Here is a 22,443-nt window from a genome sequence, read left to right on the forward strand (position 1 = left end):
TTTTTTTTAGATTAATAGATAAAGGAAGACTCTTTATAGTATAAAGAGTCTTTAAATTTTTCCTTAAAAATCAGGTGACTAGTCACATCCGTCATTAGTACCACCTCCACCTTTGATCAGTGTAAGCGTTTCCAATACGTGTGGATCACTGTCTGTACCAGTTCCACCACATGGACCTGTAAGACCAATACCTGATTCTAATCCTTTTTGCCCGGCAAGAATGCTTTTCATGTTACCCAATTTTTTTCCTCTTAGGTTTTCTAATTTTTTCATAAGTTAAAATTTAGTTTATTTTTTGTCACTATTGACAGGTACAATATACAAACAAACAAATCACTCAATAAAGAAATAATATGCATTTTTCATGCAAATTCCTTGTAAATAATTCATAAAATCTGCAAATTTGTATAAAACATTAAGAATGAAGACACACGAAAGATTAAAAAAACTGAGAAAACAACTGGGTTTCTCTCAGGCGCAGATGGGAAAAATATTAGGCACAGATGCTTCAAATTATTCACGCAAAGAAAGAGGAGAAGTGAAAATTTATATTGATGAATGGGAAAAGCTAGCCAAGGCACTTGGAGTTTCATCTGGAGATCTCAGAGATCATGAAGTGAAACCATCCTTTCAATCCGGAAATTCTTCTTCAGATCATATGGACTACGCTAATATTCCCACTTTCATTCTGGAGACCCAAAAAAAATATATCGAAAAATTAGAGCAGGAAAACAGAGATCTCATAGAGGAGAATAATAAATTGAAAAATTCTGAAGCAAGTTAATCTCAGCCTCAGTCTGAAGTAAGATAACCAAACCAATTTATCATTAAAAAAACTACCACCGGAAAGAAGCTCAAAGAACAAGTATAGAAAAGGCCGTTTTTACAGTTGTAAAAACGGCCTTTTCTATTATATAACAGATGACTGTTTATTTCTTCTCTCTTCTCTGCGCATCAAGAACCGCCACAGTAGCTAAGTTTACAATCTCATCCACACTGGAACGCATCTGTAAAACATGTACCGGTTGCTTCAGTCCCATCAAGATTGGCCCGATCACCTGGGCTACTTTCATTCCTCTTATGATCTTGTAAGAAAGATTAGCACTTTCAAGATTCGGGAAAACAAAGGTATTGGCAGGTGTTGTTTCTAATTTTGAGAAGGGATAATCGCTTAAATGATCCGCGTTCATTGCAAAATCCGGCTGGATCTCACCATCAACAACCATTTTAGGGTATTTCTCATGAAGAATGCTTACTGCTTTCGCTACTTTTTTGGAAGTATCAGAAATTGCTGCAAAGTTTTCGAAACCAAGCATTGCAATTCTAGGCTCTATCGCAAAAGATTTAACTGTGATTTCTGCCATTTTAGCAATATTTACCAGATCCTCTGCAGTAGGATTCTGATTGATGGAGGTATCAGCGAAGAAAATAGGTTTCTTTTCTGAAAGGATCATCATCATTGCCGCTATTTTATCCACTCCTTTATCTTTTTCTATAACTTCTAAAACAGGGCGAAGCACTGAAGTATAGTTTTTAGAGAAGCCTATGATAAGACCGTCTGTATCTCCGTGTCTCAGCATTAACGGACCAAAATAATCTCTCTGACGTACATATCTCTTTGCTTTGTACTCGTTCATTCCTTTTCTCTGACGAAGTTTCCAAAGGGTTTCTCTGTATTTTTTCCTGTTTTCTTTCTGATCATCATCGCTTGGATCTATAATCGGGATATCCAGTGTGATTCCGAAACGTTCCATTTGCTCTTTGATGTATTTTTTATCTCCTAACAGACTCGGGAAAGCAATTCCTTCTTCATAAAGAATCTGCGCAGCTTTCAATACATTATATTCTTCAGCATTTCCTAAAGTGATTCTTTTCGGATTGGATTTTGCACGGCTCTGCATCATTCTTACCAGCTTCTCGTCTCTTCCCATTCTGTCCAGCAGCTGGTTTTCGTATTCTTCGAAGTCTTCGATGGTTTTTCGGGCAATTCCGCTTTCAATAGCTGCTTTTGCTACCGCACTGGATACTTTGGTAATTAATCTGTTATCAAATGGTTTTGGAATAAAGTATTCTCTTCCAAACTGCAGATTCTGAACATTATAGGCTAATATTACAGCTTCAGGTACAGGTTCTTTTGCAAGATCTGCGATAGCGTGTACGGCTGCCAGCTTCATTTCCTCATTAATTCCTTTCGCCTGAACGTCCAAAGCACCACGGAAAATATACGGGAATCCCAATACATTGTTCACCTGGTTAGGATAATCACTTCTACCTGTCGCCATGATCACATCTTTACGGGTTTCAAGCGCAAGATCGTAAGCAATTTCCGGATCCGGGTTTGCCAACGCAAAAACGATAGGATTCTCATTCATGCTGGAAAGCATTTCAGGAGTCATTACATTTCCTTTTGAAAGACCGATGAAAACATCTGAACCTTTTACAGCATCTTCAAGGGTTTCGATATCTGTGTGAGCAACAAAGTCAATTTTTTCAGGCGTAAGGTTCTCTCTTTTATGATTGATAACCCCTTTGCTGTCGCACATTAAAACATTTTCTCTTTTAAGACCTAGAGAAATATATAAGTTGGTACATGCAATGGCTGCCGCTCCGGCTCCGTTTACCACCATTCTCACTTCTCCGATATTTTTGTTAGCGATCTGAAGAGAATTGATCAATGCAGCAGCTGAAATAATTGCTGTACCATGCTGATCATCGTGCATTAAAGGAATATCCAGCTCTTCTTTCAATTTTTGCTCGATATAGAATGCTTCAGGAGCTTTAATATCTTCAAGGTTGATTCCTCCGAATGTAGGAGCAATTCCTTTGACAATCTGAATGAATTTTTCCGGATCCTTTTCATCAATTTCAATATCAAAAACGTTGATATCTGCAAAGATCTTGAACAAAAGTCCTTTTCCTTCCATTACCGGTTTTGAAGCTTCTGCTCCAATATCTCCAAGTCCTAATACAGCCGTTCCGTTGGAAATTACAGCTACCAGGTTTCCTTTACCTGTGTAGTCGTACACAGTTTCCGGTTTGTCATGGATCTCCATACAAGGAACTGCCACTCCCGGTGAATATGCCAATGATAAATCTCTCTGAGAAGAGTGAGGCTTCGAAGGAATAACTTCGATCTTTCCTTTAGGTTCGGCTTTATGATAATCTAACGCGGCCTGATTAAAGTTCTTTTCGTCGCGGTTGTTTTTACTTGACATAGAATTTTGTTTTTTATTAAAGTATATACTTAATATGGTAGTCTACTAAACTTTCGATAGGTTTCTGGACAACGTGCCCCACATTTAAATGAAGTTCTGCCGCAACAGAGCGGAGAATAGTTTCGTAATAATAAGCAATAGAGCCGATGAAATTGATCTCGGCTTCTTTTGATTCCTGGTATGGAATTACCTGGTATTCAAAGAAATTTTTCATTTCTTCGTACACCATATTTTTAAAGTAAGGATGATCCTTTCTATCGATTACAAATTTGTTGAAATCTGCCAGCCAGGCATTAGGTCTCGGGCTGTGATACATATTTTTCAGAGCATCTTCTATCTTCAGTCCGTAATTCTGCTCGAATTCTGTATGAAGATCTGCAGGCAGTTTTTTCATAAAGTATCTGCGTACAAGCTGTTTTCCGATAGCACTTCCGCTTCCTTCGTCTCCCATAAGAAAACCCAGTGAAGGGAGTTCTATTTTAAGATTTTGACCATCGAAATAGCAGGAATTTGACCCTGTACCTAAAATACATACCACAGCCGGCTTTCCGCTGTATGCGGCATAAGCTGCAGCCATAAGATCTTCTTTTACAACGATTTCGGCTTTGGTGAATATCTTTTTAAGCTCTTCTTCAATAGTTTCGCAGTTTTTTTTCACACCGCAACCTGAGCCATAGAAGAAAATTTTCGTTATGGAATTTTTTACTAATATAAGGCTGCTGTTCTTTTCTATTTCAGGAACAATAAGTTCTCTATTGATAAAATTGGGATTAAAGCCGATGGTTTCTGTTTTTAAAAACACTTTTTTGAAATCATCCAGTATGACCCAATCTGACTTGGTAGACCCACTATCAACAATAGCAACCATATTTTACATTTTAGTTTAAGGATGCTAAATTATGAATTTATCTTCAAATAGCGTTTAAAAACAGACTGGAAGCTTCTAATGTTTTATATCAGCTTTTTGGTTATTGAACTTGATGAGCCAATCTTCAATTTCATCTTCCAGATAGGAACTCTGAAGCATGATGGCATTAATGAAATCATCAGGCACGGGTTCATTGGTAGAGTTTTCAAGGTTCCACAATTCGTCTGCCATATTTTCATATTCTGAATACACTCTTTTGAAGCGGGAATTTTCTCTCTCAAGAGCTTCAATATTTTTTTGCTGAAGCTGGAATTTTCTGTATTTGTTTTGACTTTTCATACAAATATTATTATAATTTGGGTCGTAAAAATTATGGTAGTATGTGTTATAGCACACATTACAAGATAGAAAAAACCATCAACACAAGGAGTTGAAAATGAATTTATTATCAGGTTATAATTGCATCATTCTGAATACTAAATTTAGAAATTATTTTGGTTCAAAAAAATAATTTAACAACTTTTTTCATTGTTTAACATATGCTTATCACAATATTATCCGGCTCAAACTTTCAAATTCCTTTAGCTATCAATGTTGTTATTGTTTTTACATTAAAAAATAATTTTCCCATTCATTATTAATAATTACAACTAATGAAAGCCGGAAATTTAGTTTTTACAATTATCTAGTACAACATTGTCTAGAAAACCACACATGTCATTGAAATTCAATTAATTAAATAATTATTTTATTTTAAAATAATCTTTTATTCTTACATTATTGACATATAGTTATAAATTTGCACCTCATATCTATTGAATGAGAGACTTACTAATACGCCAGAAACAGGTTTTGTTCTTCATTATTGCTGGGGGGCTCAGTGCCATTGTAGAGATTGGAAGCTTCAAAGCATTCAGCACTTACCTTCCGCATGTTTTCGCCAGAGAAACCAATTTTCATGGCATTCATTATCCTTTAAGTAATATTTTCTCTACAAGCTGTGGGATCATCAGCAACTATTTCCTAAGTATCTGGTTTGTCTTTGAAAGGGGAAAGCATTCTAAAAGAAAAGAGTTTGCATACTTTATGGGCGTCTCCTTCATTTCAACTTTATTGAGCTTAGGCTTTTTCCAGATCTTTTACAGCTTTATATTTAAGGATAATATCAATTTAATTTTTTATACCTTAAGTCCTGAAATGATCAGTAAGATTGCAGCGATCCTCCTGGTTTCTATTCTTAATTATTCGGTGAAAAAGAAAGTAATTTTTAACGGTTAAGCAGTGACAAAAATTTTAAATTATCTATGGAGATTCTGGCTGCTGCTACTGGCGTTTGTTTTAACAGTCACATTGGGAATCCCTGTCTATATTCTATCCTTTAATAAAAAGCATTACAAATATGCTTACAAATTCATCCGTATCTGGTGTTTCGGAATGTTCTACGGCATGGGTTTGAGATATGATCTTACCAATCTTTCTGATCAGAAAAAAGACAAAAGTAAACAGTACGTTTTTATTTCGAACCATACATCCATTATGGACATTATGCTTACCTGCATCCTGATGCCTCATCATCCAATCTGTTTTGTGGGCAAAAAAGAACTGGTAAAGATCCCGATCTTCGGTACCATATATAAAAGGATATGCGTGATGGTTGACAGAGGCAGCCCAAGAAGCCGTGCAGATGTATACAGAAGATGTGCAGAAAAGATGGAAGAAGGAAACAGCATTGCCATATTCCCGGAAGGCGGTGTTCCGGACGATACTTCTATTATTCTTGATGAATTTAAAGATGGAGCATTCACTTTATCTTCCAAACATCACTCCCCCATTGCAGTGTATACTTTTGTAGGATTGAAGGAAATTTTCCCTTTCGACAGCGCAAAAGGCTATCCGGGAAAGGTAAAAATATATTTCAACGGAATCATGGAACCATCAGATTCTCCGAGAGATCTGAAAGCAGAAGCTTATAATGAGATAAAAAAAACATTGCTGGAACATTCTATTTAAAAGAAATAGTTATATTTGTTTGCGAAATTTTTAACAAACATGTCAAATTATTCTAAACAAACCAATTGGGGACAGTTTATTCCCTTGGTTACTGTGTTTTTTTTCTGGGGATTTGTTGCAGCAAGTAATGACATTCTCATACCAGTTTTCCAAAAAGCCTTTAAATTGACCCAAACTGAAAGTATGCTCGTACAGATCTGCTTTTATGTGGCTTACACCGTGGGTTCTTTAATTTATATGGCTGTTTCAAAAGGTTTGAAACAGGATCTTATTAATAAAATAGGTTACAAAAATGGCCTGATCTTGGGGCTTCTTATTTCTGCCTCAGGAACTTTACTATTTTATCCGGCCGCTAATCTGGCATCGTTTCCGTTAATGATCTCCGGTCTGTTCATTGTGGGATTAGGTTTCTCATTACAGCAGATTGTTGCCAATCCTCTCGCTATTGAAGTGGGCCCCACCGAAACAGGATCACAGAGACTGACAATGGCAGGAGGAATTAATAACCTGGGAACAACCATCGGACCGCTTATTGTATCATTTGCTATTTTTGGTGCAGCTTCTGCGGCCAACACGGAAGCAAGTATTGAAAGTGTAAAAATTCCTTATCTTCTGCTGGGAGTTGCATTCGTGCTGGTGGCAATCATGCTTAAATTCTCCTCTCTTCCGGCAATCACTCCTACCATTATAGAGGATACTGACGATGTTATTCCGGGAGATCACAAAACATCAGCCTTCCAATACCCTCAGCTGGTGATGGGTATGATCGCAATCTTTGTATATGTAGGAGTAGAAGTTTCTACAGCAAGTAATCTTCCTGCCTATATGGAAAAAAGTTTAGGTTTCGAAACCAAAGATGTAGCACCCTATATTTCATTATACTGGGCTTCATTAATGATTGGACGTTGGACAGGTGCTGTAGAGGCATTTGACCTGAGCGCCGGCTTCAAAAAGATCCTAAGATTCCTTGCCCCTTATCTTGCATTTGGTGTATTCTTATTAGTGAATGCAATTGCAAAGCATGACCTTTCTCCATTTTACGTGTATGGTGCTGTTATCATTGTAATGATCATCTGTGACATTATAAGCAAAGGAAATCCGGCAAGAATGCTTTTGATCTTCTCTGTAGCAGGTATAGCCGCCTTACTGATAGGGATGTTTACAACAGGAATGGTGTCCGTATATGCTTTTACCAGTGTAGGATTATTCTGCTCTACCCTATGGCCTTGTATTTTTGCTCTTGCGATCAATGGCCTTGGAAAGCACACCAACCAAGGTTCCGGCTACCTGATCATGATGATCATGGGTGGCGGTATTGTAAGCTTTATTCAGGGATATATTGCAGATAAAACCGATATCCAGTTCAGCTATATCGTAGGTGTTGCATGTTTTGCTTATCTTGCATTCTATGCAATCCGGGTAACGGGGATCTTAAAATCCCAGGGTATTGATCTGGATAAAATCTCTAAAGGCAGTGGTCACTAATACAACAAAAATAATATATAAAAAGAGATTTTGGGCAGGTGTTTTACTTGCCCAATTTCTTTTGTTCTATGGCTTCTCAAAGTCCGGAACAATGATCTATTTCTTTGAACGTTTTTTTGAATTTCAGAAAAAGGCACATCAAATACTTTTTAGCTGGATTCCCTTTTCTCTCGGGGATCTTATCTATATTATTGGGGGAGTTTTCTTTTTGTACTGTTTTATTTTGTGTTTTAAAAAGAAAAGCAGAAACAGGTCTATTTTGAAGCTTCTGGCCATGATTAATATCTTTTATTTCATCTACCAGATCTTTTGGGGAATGCTGTATTTTCAGACTCCTGTTATCAAGAAACTTTCCAGTCAGAAAGAGCCTGAAATCAGCAAAGCAAAGACATTGGCCTTATACTATCTGGAAAAATGCAAAGCTACCCGCCAATCTGTGCAGGAAGATAAAAACGGAGTATTCATTATTACAGATCTCACCTCCATTCAAACAGAAATTTTACATCAGCAGACACAGCTACCGAAATATATTTCAGATAAAAGTGTTCCAAAGATTAATGCTTTTAAGCCCAGTCTTTTTAAAAGCGTAATGAATTTCACCGGCATACTGGGTTATTACAATCCTTTTACGGCAGAGGCCCAGTATAATGCAGAGCTTCCCCACACATCTATCCCGTTCACATCTGCGCATGAAAGTTCTCACCAGCTTGGTTTTGCCAGAGAGCAGGAAGCCAATTTTATAGGATATCTGATTGGGATAAATTCTGAAAATACTGATCTGAGATACAGCACTGAATATTTTACGTTAAAAAGTCTTTTAAGATTTATTGTTGAAGAAGATCCTGAATTTGTAAAATCAGTCCTTAATCAATATTCCCCAGCCATGAAAAGAGACCGGAGGTATGAAAGAAGTTTTATTTTCAGGCATCAGGGCTGGTTGGATGATTTCTTTGGGTTTACGAATAACCTGTTCTTGAAAAGCAACCAGCAGGAAGGTGCGGTTACTTATTCTTACTTTATCGATCTCCTTTTGAACTACGAAAAGTAGTAAACAAAAAAAAGAATCGTATCAGGCGATACGATTCTAAAAACACAAATGATGAAAAAAAATTTATTACCTTGACTTGTTCCCTCATTCAAGGCGATGTAAAAGTACAACATATTTTATAAATACAAAAACATTTATATTGTTTTTTAAAACTTTAAGAAAACTTTATGATTTTTTAAGTTTTTTTGAGTTTAACATTGAAAATTAGAACTTTAACAAAACTTACATTTAGGCAGGCAATTGATATAAAAAGAATAATTAGCCTAATAAAAATCCATTAATTTAAACAATTGTTTGAGAATAAAATATTGGATTATTCCCGAATTTTCAATATCAAAAAATTAGAGTTATTTTCAAATAGCAGATCAAAAACAAATAAAAAAGGCATGTAATTCTAGCCCTAAAAAATATTCTTCACCGTAAGAATCCCGTAATTTTTATTACTTTAAAATTTATACCATAAAAATTACCATTTCATAGCAATCCGTTTAAAAATTAATCAAAATATTTATTCTTCCTCTTCTTTCTTCAGGTTAAAATATTTTACTTTAATCAATGATTTTTTTTCTGCCTGTTTTGAGTTTTGGTATTTTGCAAAGCCAAAATTACAAGATGACTTTAAATCATAAAACATCAAGCAGCTTCGTAAATCTCTTATGGATTTCATCATGCTCTAATAAAGAAGTAAAATCTGAATATGCGAAAATGAAGATCATAGATTAGTGTGGGAAGAAACTATTCCCAATTTTCAGAAGCTTACCAAAATACCAAGAAAGACTCTGTGGCTGTAATATTCTTAGATTGAATTACGAAATCTCTTTCAATTATCCTTAAATAAAAGAAAAAATATAACAATAATTACACAAAATCAAGTATTTAACAATGGTATATCACTAACAAAAGAAAAAAAACTTGTTTTTTTAAAACATCTACGTATTTTAGTTAAAAATATTACTATGATTTTCGACAAGCTAATTAACTATCTAAAACTTGATAAACAGGAGTTTTCTTTCCAGTTTAATTCCCATCCAAACTATCCTTCTGCATTGGCTTTTAGCGATACACTTAACTTTATGGGCGTAAAAAATGATGCTTATGAGCTTGATAAGGAATATTGGGACGAGCTGCCGGAAGAGTTTATCGCGATCGTAGATAACTCCTTTTCTTTGGTAAAGAAATCAGGGGCTAGTTATTCGGTTTATTCTGAAAAAGCCAAAACGCTTAATAAAGAAGAACTTCATAAGAAATCAACAGATTTCGTCCTGCTTTTTGAAAAAACTGAAAATGCAGAAAGTAAGGCGGCGTTTGATTTTAAACCTCTTTTGTATGCTGTTTTTGCTATCATTCTGGGCTACTCTTTTTTTACCCAAACAATATTCGAGGCTATTTTTAATGTTCTTTCTCTCGCAGGTGTCTATATTTCGCTGGAGATTTTCAACCAGAAATTTGGAAATACTTCTACAGTAATCGGAAGTATTTGTGGAGATACTTCTGCCAAAGAGGCTACAAACTCATGTGACAAGATCATTAAGCAGGATAAAACAAGTATTTTCGGTTTAAAATTCTCTGATTTTTCCCTGATTTATTTTACAGGACTTGCTGTATTGGGACTTTTCTTACCTGCAACAGCTTACATTGTGAAAGGGTTTACACTTGTTTCTGTACTGGCCATTGCCTATTCATTATACATCCAGGCTTTTGTGGAAAAGGCTTTCTGCAGGGTCTGCCTTCTTATTATTTCAATTCTTGTCGGGCAATTAGTCCTTAGCATTCTGTTTTTCCAGAGTATACCATTGAGTGTAGGAGCCCTTTTATTAACAGTTGTTCTGTGGATTCTTGTTTTCTCTGCTGTTTTATATTTCAGCAACATTCTTTCCCAAAAAGAAAGTCTTCAGAAATCAAATGCTAAAAATCTTAGATTTAAAAGAAACTATGAACTTTTCAAAAGCCAGCTTTTAGAAAATGAAAAAATAGAATTCCAGGATACTGAGACTTTCGTATTAGGAAATAAAGACTCTAAACTTCGTCTTTCCATTGTATCCAATCCCTACTGTGGCTTCTGTAAAGATGGCCATAAGATCATGGAAGGACTTCTTGAAAAATACCCGGATGACATTTCTGTACAGATTCGCTTCAACTATTCTCCGGAAAGAGCTGATGAAAAATACACCAAATTACTTTCATCTTTTAAACATATTTACCATAATAAACCTCAGAAAGAATTTTTAAAAGCTGTTGAAGAATGGTTCGAAACAAAGGACGAAAACAAAATCGTTTCTTTGTCCGGATCTTCTGCAACGGAGGATCTGACACCATTTATTGAAATGACTAAAGATAATAACAGCAACGGGCTGAACTTTACTCCTATTTTCATTCTTAACGGGCACCAGTTTCCGGATAAATATGACCGTGAAGATATTTGGTTTTTCGTTGATGAATTAATGGAGGACGAGGACTTTCAATAAGAAATCCTCCGGAATTGAAAAATTCACTATCTTAGGAAAAAATAAAAGCGGATTCTGAAAAGCTTTAAAGAGTAAGAAAAACAAAACTTAATAACACTATGAAAAATCTAAAGAAACTTTCAAGAGAAAACTTGAGAATACTTAGAGGAGGTATCACAGAGGAATGTGCCCGTATTCAATCCTCTGCCAGCTACTGTGTTTTTAAAACGCAGGGGCAGTGCTCAGCAGCTGATCAGGAAATGTTCATCTGTATCGATGCATGCAATAAGTGGTGCTATTATTAGCCAAGTGATTAATTAGTACAACAATGAATAAAGTAAAAATGTCGTCATACGTGGCGACATTTTATAATGAGTATAAATTTTGAAGAAATTTCCCTTTTATAAACAGCCGGATGCTAAAGACTGCGGACCAACCTGCCTTAGAATAGTAAGTAAATATTACGGCAGAAGTATCTCTTTGCAGCAGATCCGCACACTTTCTGAAACCACCCGTGAAGGAAGCAGCCTTTTAGGGCTTAGCGATGCATCAGAAAACTTAGGATTCCGTTCCCTTGGAGTCCAGATCGATTTTAATACCTTGGCAGAAGAAGTTCCGTTCCCATGTATTGTCCACTGGAATAAGAACCACTTCGTTGTTGTCTATAAAATTGATAAAAATAATAAAGTATATATTTCAGATCCGAGTTACGGACTGATTACCTATACCCGTGAAGAATTTATTAAATTATGGATCGGGGAAAATGCCAACGAAAATACAGAAGAAGGAATTGCCCTTATTCTTGAAACAACACCCGCATTTTTTCAAACAGAGTTTGACACTGCGGAAAGTAAAGCCAGTTTTTCTTTCCTTTCGAAATATCTGCTTAAATACAAGTCGCTTGTTATACAGCTTGCTGTAGGTCTTTTAGCCGGAAGTTTACTTTCACTTATTTTCCCGTTTCTCACCCAAAGTATTGTAGATGTCGGGATACAGAACCAGGATCTTAACTTCATTTATGTTGTTCTTCTTGCTCAGATTATGTTGTTCTTAGGAAGAATGGGTATTGAGGTAATCCGAAGCTGGATCCTCCTCCATCTTTCTGCAAGGATTAATATTTCGATTATTTCAGATTTCTTCATCAAGCTGATGAGGCTTCCGATAAGCTTTTTCGATACGAGAATGACGGGAGATATCATGCAGAGGATCAACGATCACCATAGAATAGAACAACTTTTGACAAGCTCCTCGTTGAATACTCTCTTTTCACTTGTCAATCTGATTATCTTCAGTATTGTCCTGTTGTTCTATGATTACAGACTTTTTATTGTTTATCTTGTAGGAGCAGCTTTATATATTGGATGGATCAGTTTCTTCCTTAATAAGAGAAAAGAGCTGGATTACAAAAGATTCTCTCAGGTTTCACAGGAGCAGAGTAAGGTAATTGAGCTGATCAACGGTATGCAGGAAATTAAAATGCATAATGCAGAAAAGCAAAAGCGTTGGGACTGGGAATTCTTACAGGTAAAATTATTTAAAATCAGAATAAAATCTCTATCCCTGGAACAATGGCAGTCTGTAGGAGGAAATTTTATCAACCAGATGAAAGATATTCTGGTAAGTTTCCTTTCTGCCAAATTGGTTCTGAGTGGTAATCTTACCCTGGGGATGATGCTTTCGGTACAGTATATTATTGGACAGCTGAACAGTCCTTTGCTGCAGCTTATTGATTTTATCAAGCAGACTCAGGATGCCAAGATCTCCTTGGAAAGATTAGGTGAGATTCATGATAAAGAAGATGAAGAAGACAAAAATGAACAGTATGCAGGTGAGATTCCACAGAAAGACATTGATGTCAGCAATATATCATTCAGGTACATTGGATCTGATGTTCCTGTATTTGAAGATCTCAGCCTTACCATTCCCTACCAAAAAACCACAGCTATTGTAGGCGCCAGCGGAAGCGGAAAGACCACTCTTCTGAAGCTTTTGATGAAATTTTACGAACCTAATTCGGGCGAAATCAAACTTGGAAACACTCAGTTAAGAAATATCTCTCCAAGATTCTGGCGAGATCATTGCGGGGTGGTAATGCAGGAAGGATATGTGTTCAATGATACTATCGCTAATAATATTGCGGTGGGAGAAGATTATGTTGACAAACAGAAACTGAGACGTGCCGTGGAAATTGCCAATATTAAAGATTTTATTGAAAGCCTTCCGTTAAGCTATAATACAAAGATTGGAAATGAAGGTGTAGGAGTGAGCGGTGGCCAGAAGCAAAGACTTTTCATTGCCAGAGCCGTTTATAAATCCCCGGAGTTTATCTTTTTCGATGAAGCTACCTCTGCTTTGGATGCCAATAATGAAAAAGTGATCATGGAGAATCTGGAACAGTTCTTTAAAGGTAAGACAGCAATTGTAATTGCCCATAGGTTATCAACAGTAAAACATGCCGACAAAATTATAGTTTTGGATAAAGGTAAAGTGGTAGAGGAAGGCAATCATGCTGAGTTGGTCTCCTTAAAAGGCGAATACTACAGGCTGGTGAAGAATCAGCTGGAATTAGGAAATTAAAAATACTCTCTCTGAAATCACAGGGAAAATTCTATCTTAGAAATATGAAAGAAGACATCTTAGACAATATTGAACTTCGTTCGGAAAGTGTTCAGGACATTCTCACCCAGCCCCCTCATTGGATGATACGCTGGGGAAACAGCATCATATTAATTATCCTCCTGCTTATCCTTGTGATGAGCTATATCATCAAGTATCCTGAATTTGTTTCTGCCCCCGTTATTGTTACATCACAAAATCCGCCTGAAAAAATAGAAGCCAGAACCAGCTCAAAAATTGAAAAGATCTTCATCAAGGATCATCAGGAAGTTAAGAAAAATGATGTATTAATGGTGATGCAGTCCACAGCAAATTATAAAGATGTTCTGGAACTGAAAAAGCTTGTGGATTCTATTGCTCCCAGTGAGCTCAACTCTTTTCCGATTGCGCAGACATCCAGGTTCAAACTCGGCGAATTGCAGGGTGATTACAATAGTTTTGCAAAGGCCTTTCAGGACGAGGAACTTTTCACCAGGCTTCAGCCTTATGCACCGGAAAACATTGCAGCCAACCAAAGTATCTCAGAATACAGAGGAAGAATTGCAACTTTAAAACAACAGAAAAGCCTGGAATTAGCTAAATATGAATTATCAAAGAAAAGCTATCAGAGATCTCAGGAACTTTTCAATCAGGGAGTGATCGCTTCCGTAGAACTTGAAAATGAAAAAATTAAATATCTTCAGGCCCAGCAGAATCTTGAAAATCTTAATATTTCCATCTCGCAAATGGATGAGGGAATTTCCAATCTGAATAAAACAAAAAGTGGTACAGCCATTAATACGGAAAAAGACAAAATTACATACTCTTCACAAACTTTACAGCTTTTTGAACAGCTTCGTAAATCTTTAAAGCAATGGGAACAAAATTATCTTGTTATCTCTTCCACAGATGGTATGGCCAGCTTTCAACAGTTTTTCGGGGAAAATCAATTCGTAAAAGTGGCAGAACCCATCCTTTCCATACTTCCTACAAATAAAGAAAAGCTGGTAGGAAGAATGTCCGTCCCTACTGTTAACTCAGGCAAGGTTATCACAGGCCAAAAAGTATTGATTAAACTTGATAATTATCGTTTCCAGGAATATGGTATTGTAGAAGGAAAGGTACAGAATATTTCGCTTATTCCTGATGATAAAGGAAACTATTATGTAGATATCACTCTTCCTAAAGGATTAAAAACAAGTTATAATAGAAACCTTACATTTGATAAAGAACTCAGAGGTAATGCAGAGATTGTAACCCAAGATTTGAGGCTTATTGAAAGATTTTTCTATCAAATCAGAAAACTATTGGGGTATCAAAGTTAAATACCTTATTAAGTATAAAGAAAACCACAGCTTATAGCTGCGGTTTTCTTTTTTTAGGACATTATATAAATTATGTCTATTCCAGATTAAGCTCTTAACAGCTACATAAAATTTAAATAATGGAAAACTTAATATGAACTGATTTGGGAGAATAAATCACTAAAAACTTATAGTACAAAGATTTTAATTCATCTTAAAAAGTATAATGGTGAATTCATTCAAAATAAAAAAGGGAAAGTAATGTGTATTACTTTCCCTTTTATTGTAGCGAAGACGGGAATTGAACCCGTGACCTCAGGGTTATGAATCCTGCGCTCTAACCAACTGAGCTACCTCGCCGTTTTGGTGGTGCAAATATAGAAAATATTTGTTTACCACCAAAATTATTTTAGCTTAAAATATTCCAAAACATTACCTACATGGTCTGGTTTATTGATTATCTTATTGTTAGCATCTAAAATAAAATAGGTAGGAGTTGCATGCACATTATAGGTATCCACATAACTGCTGTTCCATCCTCTTAATTCAGAATCATTAATCCAAGGAAATGCAGCAATTTTCTGGGTATAGGAATTTTTATCCGTATCTAAAGACAGCCCAATAATCTGTATATTTTTTGCTTTTAAATCATTGTATTTTGCAAGAAGCTGGGGTAACTCGCTTTCGCAATGAGAGCATGTAGATGACCAAAAAACAATTATTTTCTTATCAGCCTTTACATCATACAGTGATTTTGCAGATGTATTGGCCGGTGATTGGAATTTAATATTGGGAAATGCTGCCCCCATCTCAACATTAGCATTGGATTTTAAAGTTGTTGCCAACCTGTCTGTGATGGTGCATTTAAGGTTTTTTGCCAGCGTAAGATATTTGGTTTTGAACTCTGCCATATCATATGCATCAAAAATATCAATCAGCTCCGACAAAACAGTCTGTCCCCTTGGAGTTTCCACTTTTAAACGCTCTAAAAGCGTATCTACGGATCCAGTAACATTCGTATTGCCTCCTGAATTAAGATATGAAACCAAAACAGGCCTTAAAAGCGAAGAGGATTCAAGCATATCATTGGATTTATCCAGGAAGTTAACAATATCGTCCTGATTGATTTTTTTGGCCGGATCTGTAGAGTTAGACAGAAATTTATTATAGTTGGTATTATAATAAGAAATAAATGGATGCTGCGTTGGATCAATACTGTTACTCATTCCACCAAGTTTTTCTATCTCACTTTTTAATGCTTTTCCGAACTCAGTATTATCCTTATAATATTCTTTGATCTGTGCCAATGCGGGAAGGATAAGTTCTTTTTTCTGCGAACTTTCCTGTTGCTTACTCATCAGATCATTAGCTTCATCAAGATAAATAACATCTTTGAGCTTATTATTCTGAACATCCATTTTAATACTTACATTTTTATTTTCCGAAATAAAATTTACTGCATTATTTGAAGCCGGAAAATACACCTTCATCATTCCCATATAATGGTTGGGATATTTGAAGGTCCATATATTATTCTTGTTCTGTTCTTTGGTAACGATTATATCTTTTGAGCCGTTTAGCGTATATAGAATGGCATCTTGATCTTTAAATTCTGAAGGAGTCTGAACTGTAACAGTAAACTGGGCCTGCAGAGAAAATGCAGATAATACTGCAGATAATATATAAATCTTTTTCATAAAGTAAAAATAAAAAAACTCTCTGACTAATCAGAGAGTTTAATGGTATTTTAATAAAATTTTAGGCTTTTTGGCTCTTCAATTTTTTTGTATAATATATAATAAATGTAACTGCAACAATAGACAGCAGATAAACATACATATCGATAGGGGATGCTGCTCCCCCAGGTCCTACACCTCCGGTACCTCCTCCTCCTGGTGGGGGTGGTATTTCATCTTCTGCCTTGACCAATAGGGTTCCAAAAAAGAAAAGAGCTAGTACTAGTTTATTAATAGTTTTCATAATATTTATTTTAAGATTTTAGTGTTAACAGTTTCTCCTTTATCAGAAACAATTTTTACAACATAAGAATTTTTAATTGCTCCATTAAGTTCAATTACAAAATCCGTAGATGTATTAACTGCTTTTTTAGAGATAACCAGTTTACCGCTCATATCATAAACTTCAATATCTGCTTTTTTCCAGTTTGGATCAAATCTCACAATGTAGTTGGTAATTTCTGGATTGTATACCACCATCGTTCTTGAAGGTGCAGCTGTTTCTTTTGCGGCTAATACCACATTGCTTGGCTCACCATAATATAAATCATAAGATGCAACAGCATTAGGTGCGATACCGTCTTGTTTTGCAGGCTGTAGAGTACCGTTTGATGCTTTATAGTAGAAGCCGATACCTGCAGATAACACGTGAGTTCCGGCTGGAACCAACTCTCCGTTTTCTCTTATTTCAAATTTGTAAGACTTTACTTTCCCTGTATCATAATTTACAAGTTTAACATTCTTACCTTGGAAGTTGCTTTCATTGGCTTCATTAATGTATAACCAATATTGTGCAGTATAGTTTGTATCATAACCACCTGTCAAAGCTTCTTCAAATGTACCAATAATGTTACTTCCTGCCGTTGCCTGAACTGTAGTTGCTACAGAGGTCTGGTGACCTGTAACAGAATTAGGTGAAACTACATAATAAGTTCTTGCAACTTCTTTTCCTGTAGCATCTAAACCAATTACTCCAAGCTGTTTTACCGTACCATCGATGTTTTTTGCACCGTTTTTAGCAGCAGTAACACTGTAATCAGTAGCAGCTGCTCTTACAGTTGAATTAAATCTTCTAAGAGTATTAAAATCCAGTGTTTGGGAAGAATTATCTCTCAGTTTCAGAACAAAAGTCTGCATTGGTTTGATAATCATACCAACATCTCCAACAGGAACTCCACCTGGATTAGTATAAGTTTGAATCAATGCTCCTGTACTATAAGCATTCCCTTGCGAGCCTACAACTACAGTTCCCGGATCATATCGTACTCCCCAAATATTGGAAATGTTATTTCCGTCTGAGGTTCCACTATTTTCTAAATATCCTATTCTTGATAAATCAAGGTTAGTTAAGAAAGGATTTCCAAACTGGTAAATATTTTTACCATATGTAAGTGTCCAAGGGGCTATTGAAGTTTCAAACTGATCCTGCAGGTAAGTATTGTACCTTTCATTATATCCATTGATAGCAGTACCACCTGGGCCAAAATTAACATTCCCTGCATTCTGAAGAGTTGCAGCAGAGGCAAATGTTGCATAAGGTCTACCGTTAAGGGTATGCATAGCACTACTTACATCTAAATTGTTATTGTTAGATCCAAGCATGTAGTATGCAGAACCGTTACTGGTAGTAAGGGATAAGTTTGGATAGTGATCAGCTATAGCTGCAGTGTTGTTCCATTTTAAAATTTCATTTTGGCTTCTTCTTACAGTGCCAAATGTTTTACCCAATTCAGTGGATAAAGTACTCATGGTTTTACCAAAGAAAGGTAAACCAACTTGTTGGTAATAATTTCCAGTACCATTCTTTTTGGTTCTGAATTCCTTACTTACGATTCCAGTAATGTCAGTTTGGCTTAAACCATCAACATATAACTGTCCATAAGTAGACACGTCGTCAGTAGCGGTGGGAGTATTAAGTCTTAAAATAATATTTCCGCCATCGGTTTTATCTGTACCGGCAGCATTAATTGTTTTAAAAGCATCTCCAGATACACCTACGACCATAACGTTTCCATGTACATCCAAAAGGCCATTACCTCTTGTCTGCACACCTCCACCGCTATAAACCAGGGTACCTTCGCTTACATACATATTAGCATTAGTGTCAACATGACATAGTATCTGCGCCTGAACAGAGTAACTAATTGCTAAAAGACCTATAGCAAATAAACTTTTTCTCATTGTATAAATTATTTGTGTGTTAATACAATCTTCACCCGCAAAGGTAAGATTTTTTTTTAAAGAAAAAAAAATATTTTATTTATTAACAAAAATATTATCCTCCGTTAATATAATTTCTTTCTCTTCCCCTATTGAAAACATATAGTCTTCCAGTACCTTTTCAGTTGTTCCTCTTAAGCCTCTGGCTCCCAATCCTTTTTCGATAGTCTCTTCTACTATTCTTTCGACAGCACCGTCTGTAAACACTAAATTCGTGCCATCCATTTTGAAGAGCTCTACAAATTGATTAATGATAGAGTTTTTTGGCTCTTTCATGATTCTTACCATCGTCTCTTTATTCAGTTTATCCAGGTAAGTGATGATTGGAAATCTGCCTAGAAGTTCGGGAATTAATCCGAAAGAACGAAGATCAACTGCATTAATATTTGTTAATACATATTCCTCTTCATCTGTTTTATTTATTTTTTCAGAACTGAACCCTATAGCCTGTTTGTTCATTCTTCTTTCGATGATGTCCTTTATTCCGTCAAAAGCTCCTCCTGCAATAAAAAGAATGTTCTGAGTATTGACCTGGATATATTTCTGGTCTGGATGTTTTCTTCCTCCCTGAGGCGGAACGTTAACAATACTTCCTTCCAGAAGTTTCAGTAGACCCTGCTGTACCCCTTCTCCGGAAACATCTCTCGTAATGCTTGGATTGTCTGATTTTCTTGCAATTTTATCAATTTCGTCAATAAATACAATTCCTCTTTCTGCTTTTTCCACGTCGTAGTCAGCAACCATCAGAAGTCTTGAAAGGATACTTTCGACATCCTCTCCTACATAACCGGCTTCTGTAAGAATAGTAGCATCTACAATACAGAAAGGAACGTTAAGCTCTCTTGCAATGGTTTTTGCAAGAAGTGTTTTTCCTGTACCGGTTTCGCCTATCATGATGATATTTGATTTCTCCAGTTCTACTTCTCTGTTTTCGTCCTGCGCGTGAAGCAGTCTTTTATAATGGTTGTATACCGCGATCGAAAGCTGCTTTTTGGCCTGATCCTGTCCAATTACATATTGGTTAAGGAATTCTTTGATCTCTTTCGGTTTCTTGAGTTCGTCTATATTTGCTGCAGGAGAAGATCCTGTCTTAGAAACGCTGTCTTTTACAATAACATGCGCCTGTTCGATACAGTTTTCGCAGATAAAGCCACTCTGCCCGGAAATAAGCATCTGTACTTCATTTCTTTTTCTGCCGCAGAATGAACATTGGTTTGAATTCATACTATATAATATATGTTAAAGAAAATCGTAAAAAATTTCTTTTTTACGATTTTTATGCTTTTAAGAATTAATAATAGAGTGTTGGATCTCTATGTATTCTTCGTCTGTTAATTTCAATCTTTCATTTCTGAAGTTCATATCTTCCATCTTGTTTAACGGAATAAGATGAATGTGTGCGTGGGGAACTTCAAGTCCCACTACAGCTACTCCCACTCTTACGCAGGGAACTGCATTTTTGATTTTTTTGGCGACCTGCTGGGCAAATCCCCAAAGATTTTTATACTCTTCACTTTCCAGATCAAAGATCAGGTCAACTTCTTTTTTAGGAATTACCAGTGTATGTCCTTTCACCAAAGGCATTGCATCAAGGAAGGCTATAAAATTGTCATCCTCAGCAATTTTGTATGAGGGAATTTCACCGTTGATGATCTTTGTGAATATACTGCTCATATTTTTTAGAAGTTAAATGTTAGAAATTAGAATTTTATTCTGGGTATTGTTCAGATTATAGAGTGATGTCTAATACTTCAAAAGACAGTTTGTTTCCGTTCGGTAATGTAATATCTGCCGTTTCGCCTATCACTTTTCCAAGTAACCCTTTTGCAATAGGTGTATTCACAGAAATTCTTCCTGTCTTAAGGTCGCTTTCATTATCCGGTACCAATGTAAACACCTGCTCCTGATTCGTTGCATTGTTTTTCAGCTTTACTGTAGTAAGGATTGAAACCTTTGAAGTATCTAATTGACTTTCATCTATGATCTTGGAAGTTGCAATAATATCTTTCAGCTTGGAAATTCTCATTTCAAGCATTCCTTGAGCCTCTTTAGCTGCATCGTATTCAGCATTTTCAGATAAATCCCCTTTATCTCTTGCTTCTGCGATTTGCTGGGTAATTTTTGGTCTTTCTACAGTTTCTAACTGTTCCAGCTCAGCTTTCATTTTCTCTTGTCCCTCCTTTGTTACATAGCTTGCCATAATTTTCAAAATTTAGGTTTGGTATAAAAAAATAATCCGACATTTGCCGGACAATGTTTTACATGTTATAATCGTTTAACTTTACAAATATATAAAAATTTAAATTGAAATGAAAAAAACTTTTTCAATCCTATCTATTTTAATACTACTGATTTTCAGTAATTTAACCATAAACTCATGTGGAAGCAGAGAAGATACCATCAGCTGTTTCCCGAACAATCCTGTTAACGTAACCTTAAATCTGAATCTGCCCGCTTATAACAATCTTAACTATGATGGTGGCTGGATTTATGTGAACGAACAGCAGGCCGGAACAAGAGGGCTGATCTTGGTCCGGGTAGGAGATACTTTCAAAGCATACGATCGGAATGCCCCTCATATTTGTCCGGATGCGAATACCACCCTTGAAGTTAAAGATGATATCAGCATCCTGTGTCCTAAAGACAATACCCGCTGGATACTGAGAACAGGCCAGCCGGAGTCGGGAGCCGCAACTTCCCTGCCTCCTAAAACATATCCTTACAACTATGATCCTTCCACCAAAACTTTAAACATTTATTACTAGGAATGAAGATCGTTATACAAAGGGTTTCTGAGGCGCATGTAAAGATAGATGGGAAAATCGTTGGAGCAATTGGCAAAGGTTTATTGCTTTTGGTTGGAATTGACGAAAATGATGAAAAAGCGGATGCAGATTGGCTTGTCCAGAAGATCTTAAATCTAAGGATTTTTGGTGATGAAAATGACAAACTTAATCTTTCCGTGAAGGACATTTCGGGAGAAATCCTGTGTATCAGCCAGTTTACATTGATTGCAGATTACAAAAAAGGCAACCGCCCTTCTTTCATTAAAGCTGCAAAGCCGGATAAAGCAATTCCTCTTTTTGATTATTTCAAAGAAGAAATAGCCAATTCCGGATTGAAGACAGAAAGCGGAATTTTCGGAGCAGATATGAAAGTTTCCCTGATCAATGATGGACCTGTAACAATTGTCATGGATTCGATCACGAAAAACTAAACAGCAGATTACATCATAAATATCACTGAAGGACCAAGAAGAGTGGTTGAGAAATTCACTCAATTATACTATCAGCTAAATATTGTGATATATTAAAAATGTAAAGAATTTGACTTAATGGATATTGAAATGTTCATACAAATTGCATCTCAAATATTTTATCATGATCTCCGCTTATTATCATGAGCATATCTTCATCAATCAAAAAGGCACCGAAAAGATCATGGAAGTGCTAACAAAACTACCAGAATAACTCTTGCTTTAAGAATAAATACAGCAAAACTATTAAAAAAATAAAAGG

Annotated in this window: 21 protein-coding genes and 1 tRNA gene; 11 read left to right on the top strand and 11 right to left on the bottom strand. The window is 36.0% G+C overall.

Features of this window, described 5'->3' with window-relative positions; translation table 11 throughout:
* Positions 1-78 precede the first annotated feature (78 nt).
* Positions 79-273: a hypothetical protein gene (locus tag J2T03_RS10220; RefSeq protein ID WP_306840286.1), complete on the bottom strand. Its 195-nt coding sequence runs from the start codon at positions 271-273 to the stop codon at positions 79-81.
* Between the two features lie 148 nt (positions 274-421).
* On the opposite strand from J2T03_RS10220, the gene J2T03_RS10225 reads away from it, so the two are divergent.
* The gene (locus tag J2T03_RS10225; protein WP_306840287.1) at positions 422-784 is read left to right on the top strand and encodes a helix-turn-helix domain-containing protein; all 363 of its coding nucleotides are present in this window, start codon (positions 422-424) and stop codon (positions 782-784) included.
* Positions 785-929: 145 nt separating this feature from the next.
* Here the strand turns inward: J2T03_RS10225 and J2T03_RS10230 are convergent, their stop codons facing one another.
* The 3 genes from J2T03_RS10230 to J2T03_RS10240 form a co-directional block, all read right to left on the bottom strand.
* Positions 930-3,215 (bottom strand): NADP-dependent malic enzyme, encoded by a 2,286-nt coding sequence (locus tag J2T03_RS10230; RefSeq protein ID WP_306840288.1) that lies wholly within the window; start codon positions 3,213-3,215, stop codon positions 930-932.
* Between the two features lie 16 nt (positions 3,216-3,231).
* Positions 3,232-4,083 carry a BadF/BadG/BcrA/BcrD ATPase family protein gene (locus tag J2T03_RS10235; RefSeq protein WP_306840289.1) on the bottom strand — a complete coding sequence of 284 codons (852 nt, stop codon included), beginning with the start codon at positions 4,081-4,083 and terminating at the stop codon, positions 3,232-3,234.
* Between the two features lie 75 nt (positions 4,084-4,158).
* The gene (locus J2T03_RS10240; RefSeq protein ID WP_306840290.1) at positions 4,159-4,422 is read right to left on the bottom strand and encodes a hypothetical protein; all 264 of its coding nucleotides are present in this window, start codon (positions 4,420-4,422) and stop codon (positions 4,159-4,161) included.
* Between the two features lie 480 nt (positions 4,423-4,902).
* Here J2T03_RS10240 and J2T03_RS10245 point away from each other — a divergent pair, with 480 nt between their 5' ends.
* The 8 genes from J2T03_RS10245 to J2T03_RS10280 all read left to right on the top strand — a co-directional run bounded on the left by J2T03_RS10245 (position 4,903) and on the right by J2T03_RS10280 (position 14,990).
* Positions 4,903-5,361: a GtrA family protein gene (locus tag J2T03_RS10245; protein WP_306840291.1), complete on the top strand. Its 459-nt coding sequence runs from the start codon at positions 4,903-4,905 to the stop codon at positions 5,359-5,361.
* Between the two features lie 3 nt (positions 5,362-5,364).
* Complete coding sequence (locus tag J2T03_RS10250; RefSeq protein WP_306840292.1) at positions 5,365-6,093, top strand: lysophospholipid acyltransferase family protein; 729 nt, start codon at positions 5,365-5,367, stop codon at positions 6,091-6,093.
* A gap of 39 nt (positions 6,094-6,132) precedes the next feature.
* A complete protein-coding gene (locus J2T03_RS10255) occupies positions 6,133-7,578 on the top strand; it encodes an MFS transporter (protein WP_306840293.1) in 1,446 nt (481 codons plus the stop codon).
* 91 nt (positions 7,579-7,669) lie between these two features.
* Positions 7,670-8,626 (top strand): DUF3810 domain-containing protein, encoded by a 957-nt coding sequence (locus J2T03_RS10260; protein ID WP_307212329.1) that lies wholly within the window; start codon positions 7,670-7,672, stop codon positions 8,624-8,626.
* Between the two features lie 956 nt (positions 8,627-9,582).
* Positions 9,583-11,091, top strand: a complete 1,509-nt coding sequence (locus J2T03_RS10265; protein WP_307211110.1) for a vitamin K epoxide reductase family protein — start codon at positions 9,583-9,585, stop codon at positions 11,089-11,091.
* Between the two features lie 98 nt (positions 11,092-11,189).
* On the top strand, positions 11,190-11,375 hold the full coding sequence (locus J2T03_RS10270) for a bacteriocin-like protein (RefSeq protein WP_306840296.1): 186 nt from the start codon (positions 11,190-11,192) through the stop codon (positions 11,373-11,375).
* 79 nt (positions 11,376-11,454) lie between these two features.
* Positions 11,455-13,647 (top strand): peptidase domain-containing ABC transporter, encoded by a 2,193-nt coding sequence (locus J2T03_RS10275; protein WP_307211112.1) that lies wholly within the window; start codon positions 11,455-11,457, stop codon positions 13,645-13,647.
* 44 nt (positions 13,648-13,691) lie between these two features.
* Complete coding sequence (locus J2T03_RS10280; RefSeq protein ID WP_307211113.1) at positions 13,692-14,990, top strand: HlyD family secretion protein; 1,299 nt, start codon at positions 13,692-13,694, stop codon at positions 14,988-14,990.
* Between the two features lie 265 nt (positions 14,991-15,255).
* Here J2T03_RS10280 and J2T03_RS10285 read toward each other — a convergent pair.
* The 7 genes from J2T03_RS10285 to greA form a co-directional block, all read right to left on the bottom strand.
* Positions 15,256-15,329: transfer RNA gene (locus J2T03_RS10285), tRNA-Met, on the bottom strand.
* Between the two features lie 44 nt (positions 15,330-15,373).
* Positions 15,374-16,666 carry a peroxiredoxin family protein gene (locus J2T03_RS10290; RefSeq protein ID WP_306840299.1) on the bottom strand — a complete coding sequence of 431 codons (1,293 nt, stop codon included), beginning with the start codon at positions 16,664-16,666 and terminating at the stop codon, positions 15,374-15,376.
* Positions 16,667-16,727: 61 nt separating this feature from the next.
* Entirely contained in the window at positions 16,728-16,949 is a 222-nt protein-coding gene (locus tag J2T03_RS10295; RefSeq protein ID WP_306840300.1) for a signal peptidase, read from the bottom strand.
* Between the two features lie 5 nt (positions 16,950-16,954).
* Positions 16,955-18,886 (bottom strand): T9SS type A sorting domain-containing protein, encoded by a 1,932-nt coding sequence (locus J2T03_RS10300; protein WP_306840301.1) that lies wholly within the window; start codon positions 18,884-18,886, stop codon positions 16,955-16,957.
* A gap of 75 nt (positions 18,887-18,961) precedes the next feature.
* Positions 18,962-20,149: an ATP-dependent Clp protease ATP-binding subunit ClpX gene (clpX, locus tag J2T03_RS10305; RefSeq protein WP_306840302.1), complete on the bottom strand. Its 1,188-nt coding sequence runs from the start codon at positions 20,147-20,149 to the stop codon at positions 18,962-18,964.
* A gap of 60 nt (positions 20,150-20,209) precedes the next feature.
* A complete protein-coding gene (locus tag J2T03_RS10310; protein ID WP_307211114.1) occupies positions 20,210-20,599 on the bottom strand; it encodes an HIT family protein in 390 nt (129 codons plus the stop codon).
* A gap of 55 nt (positions 20,600-20,654) precedes the next feature.
* Entirely contained in the window at positions 20,655-21,125 is a 471-nt protein-coding gene (gene greA, locus J2T03_RS10315) for a transcription elongation factor GreA (protein WP_116011920.1), read from the bottom strand.
* 109 nt (positions 21,126-21,234) lie between these two features.
* Between greA and J2T03_RS10320 the strand changes: the two genes are divergently transcribed.
* Both J2T03_RS10320 and dtd read left to right on the top strand, forming a co-directional pair.
* Positions 21,235-21,690, top strand: coding sequence for a hypothetical protein (locus J2T03_RS10320; protein WP_306840304.1), 456 nt, complete (start codon positions 21,235-21,237; stop codon positions 21,688-21,690).
* Positions 21,691-21,692: 2 nt separating this feature from the next.
* Positions 21,693-22,142: a D-aminoacyl-tRNA deacylase gene (gene dtd / locus J2T03_RS10325; RefSeq protein ID WP_307211116.1), complete on the top strand. Its 450-nt coding sequence runs from the start codon at positions 21,693-21,695 to the stop codon at positions 22,140-22,142.
* Positions 22,143-22,443: the final 301 nt, after the last annotated feature.

The sequence above is a fragment of the Chryseobacterium lathyri genome, assembly GCF_030812195.1.
In the GTDB taxonomy this organism is placed as follows: Bacteria; Bacteroidota; Bacteroidia; order Flavobacteriales; family Weeksellaceae; genus Chryseobacterium; species Chryseobacterium lathyri_A.

What these genes read in the sequence shown, in the direction of transcription:
- J2T03_RS10255 (WP_306840293.1), top strand. Translation starts at nt 6,133, where the DNA reads ATGTCAAATTATTCTAAACAAACCAATTGGGGACAGTTTATTCCCTTG.
- J2T03_RS10260 (WP_307212329.1), top strand. Translation starts at nt 7,670, where the DNA reads ATGATCTATTTCTTTGAACGTTTTTTTGAATTTCAGAAAAAGGCACAT.
- J2T03_RS10310 (WP_307211114.1), bottom strand. Translation starts at nt 20,599, where the DNA reads ATGAGCAGTATATTCACAAAGATCATCAACGGTGAAATTCCCTCATAC.
- J2T03_RS10235 (WP_306840289.1), bottom strand. Translation starts at nt 4,083, where the DNA reads ATGGTTGCTATTGTTGATAGTGGGTCTACCAAGTCAGATTGGGTCATA.
- J2T03_RS10290 (WP_306840299.1), bottom strand. Translation starts at nt 16,666, where the DNA reads ATGAAAAAGATTTATATATTATCTGCAGTATTATCTGCATTTTCTCTG.
- J2T03_RS10230 (WP_306840288.1), bottom strand. Translation starts at nt 3,215, where the DNA reads ATGTCAAGTAAAAACAACCGCGACGAAAAGAACTTTAATCAGGCCGCG.
- J2T03_RS10320 (WP_306840304.1), top strand. Translation starts at nt 21,235, where the DNA reads ATGAAAAAAACTTTTTCAATCCTATCTATTTTAATACTACTGATTTTC.
- J2T03_RS10295 (WP_306840300.1), bottom strand. Translation starts at nt 16,949, where the DNA reads ATGAAAACTATTAATAAACTAGTACTAGCTCTTTTCTTTTTTGGAACC.
- greA (WP_116011920.1), bottom strand. Translation starts at nt 21,125, where the DNA reads ATGGCAAGCTATGTAACAAAGGAGGGACAAGAGAAAATGAAAGCTGAG.
- J2T03_RS10270 (WP_306840296.1), top strand. Translation starts at nt 11,190, where the DNA reads ATGAAAAATCTAAAGAAACTTTCAAGAGAAAACTTGAGAATACTTAGA.
- J2T03_RS10280 (WP_307211113.1), top strand. Translation starts at nt 13,692, where the DNA reads ATGAAAGAAGACATCTTAGACAATATTGAACTTCGTTCGGAAAGTGTT.
- J2T03_RS10265 (WP_307211110.1), top strand. Translation starts at nt 9,583, where the DNA reads ATGATTTTCGACAAGCTAATTAACTATCTAAAACTTGATAAACAGGAG.
- J2T03_RS10300 (WP_306840301.1), bottom strand. Translation starts at nt 18,886, where the DNA reads ATGAGAAAAAGTTTATTTGCTATAGGTCTTTTAGCAATTAGTTACTCT.
- J2T03_RS10245 (WP_306840291.1), top strand. Translation starts at nt 4,903, where the DNA reads ATGAGAGACTTACTAATACGCCAGAAACAGGTTTTGTTCTTCATTATT.
- dtd (WP_307211116.1), top strand. Translation starts at nt 21,693, where the DNA reads ATGAAGATCGTTATACAAAGGGTTTCTGAGGCGCATGTAAAGATAGAT.
- clpX (WP_306840302.1), bottom strand. Translation starts at nt 20,149, where the DNA reads ATGAATTCAAACCAATGTTCATTCTGCGGCAGAAAAAGAAATGAAGTA.
- J2T03_RS10220 (WP_306840286.1), bottom strand. Translation starts at nt 273, where the DNA reads ATGAAAAAATTAGAAAACCTAAGAGGAAAAAAATTGGGTAACATGAAA.
- J2T03_RS10240 (WP_306840290.1), bottom strand. Translation starts at nt 4,422, where the DNA reads ATGAAAAGTCAAAACAAATACAGAAAATTCCAGCTTCAGCAAAAAAAT.
- J2T03_RS10225 (WP_306840287.1), top strand. Translation starts at nt 422, where the DNA reads ATGAAGACACACGAAAGATTAAAAAAACTGAGAAAACAACTGGGTTTC.